This is a genomic window from Pseudomonas sp. SDO5591_S426, from assembly GCF_054070755.1.
This window is the reverse complement of sequence record NZ_JBSVXD010000292.1, coordinates 1-4,842: the sequence shown is the minus strand read 5'-3', so window position 1 is coordinate 4,842 and position 4,842 is coordinate 1. Positions and strand designations below refer to the sequence as shown.

Sequence of the window (4,842 nt, the reverse complement as noted above, 5' to 3'; positions counted from 1 at the left end):
TACAGGGGTTGTGCTGTGCTCACTACCGGCTCTCACCCTTTTTGATCGAGTGAAATCATCATGAGTCTTTCATCCCAACAGCCAGCCGTACTGCGCTCGGTCGAAGTGGCCAACTTCGAGGCGTTGCTTGATCGCATCAGCGAACAGCTGGCCGCCACTGCCCACGTTTATGACGAAAGTGGTGCCTTTCCCCATGACAATTTCAAGCTGCTCCATGAGCACGATCTGGTTGCGCTGACCGTGCCCAAAGCGTTTGGCGGTGGCGGCGCGAACCTGACACAGGCGCGCAAAGCCATCAGTGCAATCGCCAAAGGCGAGCCTTCGACGGCGTTGATCCTGGTGATGCAATACCTGCAACACTCGCGCTTGCAAGACAACCGAAACTGGCCCGAAGCGTTGCGTCTGCAAGTGGCCCGGGACGCCGTCGAGCATGGCGCGCTGATCAACGCCTTGCGGGTCGAGCCCGATCTCGGCACGCCTGCGCGCGGCGGTCTACCGGCGACCGTCGCAAGACGCACTTCCGCAGGCTGGCGGATCAGCGGCCGCAAAATCTATTCCACCGGCAGCCACGGCCTGAGCTGGTTCAGCGTCTGGGCGCGCAGCAGCGATGAAGATCCGCTGGTCGGTGCCTGGCTGGTGCACAAGGACACGCCGGGCATCAGCATCATCGAGGATTGGGACCATCTGGGCATGCGTGCCACGTGCAGCCATGAGGTGGTGTTCGACAACGTGCTGGTGCCGCTGGATCACGCCGTCAGCGTCAGCCGCTGGAGCGCGCCGCAGGCCGAACTCGATGGCGATGGTTTTCTGTGGATGTCGGTGTTGCTGTCATCGGTCTACGACGGTGTCGCCCAGGCTGCCCGCGACTGGCTGGTGCAATGGCTGGAAACCCGCGCGCCGTCCAACCTCGGCGCTGCGTTGTCGACCCTGCCGCGCTTTCAGGAAACCGTCGGCCACATCGACACCTTGTTATTCGCCAACCATAGCCTGCTCGACGCCGCCGCCGAGGGCCACACCCCGGCCAGCAACGCGGCGCAACTGAAATACCTGGTGACCGGCAACGCGATTCGCGCCGTCGAGCTGGCCATCGAGGCCTCCGGCAATCCGGGGCTGTCACGTAACAACCCGCTGCAACGGCATTACCGCGACGTGCTGTGCAGCCGCGTCCACACCCCGCAAAACGACGCCATCCTGCAAGGCGTCGGCAAAGCCGTATTCGCCCAGCGCCAGATCAAGGAACGCCCATGAGCCAGTTCGTCATCGCCAGCCAACTGGATGAAGACTTCAACGAAGTGATCCGCCAGCGCCTAAGTCAAACCCATCCCGAGGCCCGCGTCATTGGCGTGCCGGCCGGTGTGCCGAGCGACCTGCCGGCGGAAGTCAGCATCCTGCTCGCGCGGCCAATCAATGTGCGTGGCTATCAGGCACCGGACACACCACCACCGGGCTGGCCCTATGGGCTGCAATGGATTCAGGTGGTGTCGTCAGGCATCGACTTCTACCCGCAATGGCTGTTCAACGGCCCGCCAGTGAGCACTTCGCGGGGCAGCGCCGCGGAAAACATCGCCGAGTTCGCCCTGGCCGCGATCTTCGCCGCGGCCAAGCACCTGCCGGACATTTGGGTGCATGACGCGCAATGGAATTTCACCGCGCTGACGCCGCTCAAGGGCACCACGCTGGGGATTCTCGGTTTTGGTGCGATTGGCCGCAGCCTGGCGACCAAGGCCCGCGCCCTCGGCATCAATGTGCTGGCGCTGCGTCAGAGTCAGACGCCGTTCGAGGTTGAAGGCGTCGAAGCGGTGCGGGACATCCATGAGCTGTTTGCGCGCTCCGATCATCTGGTACTGGCCGCGCCGTTGACCGACGCGACCCGGCATATCGTCGACAGCACCGTACTCGCCAGCGCCAAACCGGGCCTGCACCTGATCAACATCGCCCGTGGCGGCCTGCTCGACCATGGAGCGTTGCTGGAAGCGCTGGACAGCGGACGCATCGGCCTGGCTTCGCTGGACGTCACCGAACCCGAACCCTTGCCGGACGGTCATCCGCTCTACGCCCATCCGCGAGTGCGCTTGTCACCCCACACCTCGGCGATTTCCAGCAACAGCCGCCACGAGATCGCCGACAGTTTCCTGGCCAATCTTGAACGTTTCCTGAATGGTCTGGCGCTGGAGAATCAGGCGAACGTGCAACGCGGGTATTGATCCTCACCCCACCCACCCATACACAACCCCTGTGGGAGCTAGCCTGCTAGCGATGAGGCCTTCAGTTTCAACATTTATGTTGGCTGACAGACCGCAATCGCCAGCAGGCTGGCTCCCACATTGGTTATGCGTACCCGCAAAAAATAACATCAGCTTTGCGCATTTAAATTATTAACTTAATGCCTACTTTTTATAATTAACTTATAACTAATCGGACTTTTACAGCAGCTACTTATATAAATATTGTTACAACCATCACCGACCCCTGACCAGGTGGAGGCCCACGGAACGACAGATTTTTCCGGCCGACACCACTCCACGGTCAACCGCAACACCCAAACCAGAAACCGGCCAAGCCACCGCCGCCACGGTCCTCAAACCCTGGCCCCGGCAACGCTTTGCCGAAAAAAAACCAACAACGCCAACGCCACATCCGGGGTTCACCATGCACAACACTTTCCGTTCAAACCGTCTGACGCTGGCCGTGTCGCTGGCAATATTCGGCTTGTCGGCTCACGCCGAAGAAAACACCAAGGATGGTGCCCTCCCCGTCGTCACCGTCACCGCCGAACACTACAGCGAAGACCTGCAAAAGACCCCGCTGGCGATTTCCGCGTTCGACGAAAAAGCCCTCGAAGACAAGCAGATCAAAAGCATCCGCGACCTCTCCGGGCAGGTGCCGAACCTGACCCTCAGCCGCCAGTCGATCTCCTACAGCGCGCAGACCTACGGGATTCGTGGCATCGGTGAAACCGACCCGATCCAGGAGTCGGCCGTCGCGGTCTACGCCGATGACCTGTACATCCCGCGGGCCATTTCCTCGATGCTCGACTTCAACGACGTCGAGCGCGTCGAAGTGCTGCGCGGCCCACAGGGCACGCTGTATGGACGCAACAGCAGCGCCGGTGCGATCCGCGTGATCACCCGCGATCCGACCCAGGAAACCCGTGGTTTCTTTGAACTCGGTGCCGGCGACTACAACGCGCAGAACGGCCGTTTGCTGATCAGCGGCCCGCTGGTGGACAACGCGCTGTTCGGCAGTTTCTCGGCGATTCGCCTGACCCGTGACGGCACCGTCTCCGACCCGACACGTCACTCGGATGTGAACAACATCGACATCCAGTCCTATCGCGGCAAGCTGCGCTACAACCCGGATGATTCGCCCTGGGATGTGCAACTGACCCTGGCCGGCACCTTCGACCGTGGCGATACCACCAGCTACACACCGTTCGACGCCAACGGCCGTTTCGACAAATTCAAAAGCTACAGCAGCCTCAACCCGAAAAACCGTCTCGATCAAGGCAGCTCGGTGCTGCGCGCCATCTATGCCATCGACGATCACCTGAACATCAAGTCGGTGACGGCCTATTCGGCGTTCCATCAGCCTGTGAACTATGACAACTCGGGTCAGGCGGCACTGATCCAGAACAACCTCATTCTCTACAAGCAGGACTACGCCACCCAGGAACTGCAACTCAACGGTGACTACGACGATTTCAGTTTCAGCACCGGCCTGTACCTGTACCGCGAAACCTTCGACGCCGACCGCGACAACCTCACCTACTCCGTCGCACGCAACCGGGTGATCGGCCAGGGCCAGTACAGCACGACCAACACCGAAAGCTACGCGCTGTATGGCCAGGGCAGTTACAAGGTCACGCAAAAGCTGTCGCTGATCGCCGGGCTGCGCTTTACCCGCGAGCACAAGAACTTCGACTACACCAACTACGCCATCACCACCGAGCGGCAGATCACCGGCACCAATTTCAGTGCCGATTCAAGCAAGTCCTGGCAATCCACCAGCCCGAAAATCGGCTTCGAATACGCCTGGACCCCGCACCTGAATCAGTACGCCTACGTCGCCAAGGGCTTCAAGGCCGGTGGCTACGACAACCGCGCGCCAACCCAGGCGGCGGCCGAACAGGCCTTCTCGCCGGAAGACGTGACCACCTGGGAAACCGGCTTCAAGGGTGACTTCTTCGACCGTCGCCTGCGTGCCAACCTGGCGCTGTTCTACAACGACTACGACGACCTGCAAACCAACGCCTATGACCCTGCGCTGGGTGTCAGCCTGCGGACCAACGTCGGCCAGGCGCACACCTACGGCGTCGAGCTGGAAACCCTGACCGCACTGACCCGCGACCTGCAACTGACCGCCAACATCGGCTACCTGCAAAGCCAGTACGACGACTTCGAAAACGCCAGCGGCGCCGGCGTCGATGCCAACGGCAAGCAGTTGGTGTTCTCGCCGAAATGGAACGCCAGTGTCGGCCTCAACTACACGATTCCGGCCGGGTTGCCCGGCGACTGGTTGGTCGGCACGGACGCGCAGTTCCAGACCAAGTCCTACGCCAACGCGCTGAACGACGACATCCAGGAAATCCCCAAGCAAACCTTCTGGAACGCCAACACCCGCTACATCTCCGGCGACGGCCACTGGACCACCACGCTGTCGGTGAAAAACCTGCTCGATCGCGCCTACCCGCAATCGGTCGGCTACGTGCCGTCCAGCGGCGCCCGCTATTACTCGATCAACGACCCGCGAACCCTCTTGTTATCCGTGCGCTACGACCTCTGATTCCCAAATCCCCCCTGTAGGAGCTGCCGCAGGCTGCGATCTTTTGATGTTGCCTTTCAA

General features: G+C 61.1%; 3 protein-coding genes. All 3 read left to right on the top strand.

The features are described 5' to 3' along the window. Positions 1-60 precede the first annotated feature (60 nt). On the top strand, positions 61-1,248 hold the full coding sequence (locus tag ACW9JC_RS28755; RefSeq protein WP_457459276.1) for an acyl-CoA dehydrogenase family protein: 1,188 nt from the start codon (positions 61-63) through the stop codon (positions 1,246-1,248). Then, entirely contained in the window at positions 1,245-2,204 is a 960-nt protein-coding gene (locus ACW9JC_RS28750; protein WP_457459274.1) for a D-isomer specific 2-hydroxyacid dehydrogenase family protein, read from the top strand. The genes ACW9JC_RS28755 and ACW9JC_RS28750 overlap by 4 nt, the downstream gene beginning before the upstream one ends. A 445-nt stretch (positions 2,205-2,649) precedes the next feature. Beyond that, positions 2,650-4,782 carry a TonB-dependent receptor gene (locus ACW9JC_RS28745; RefSeq protein WP_457459272.1) on the top strand — a complete coding sequence of 711 codons (2,133 nt, stop codon included), beginning with the start codon at positions 2,650-2,652 and terminating at the stop codon, positions 4,780-4,782. The last annotated feature ends 60 nt before the right edge of the window (positions 4,783-4,842 follow it).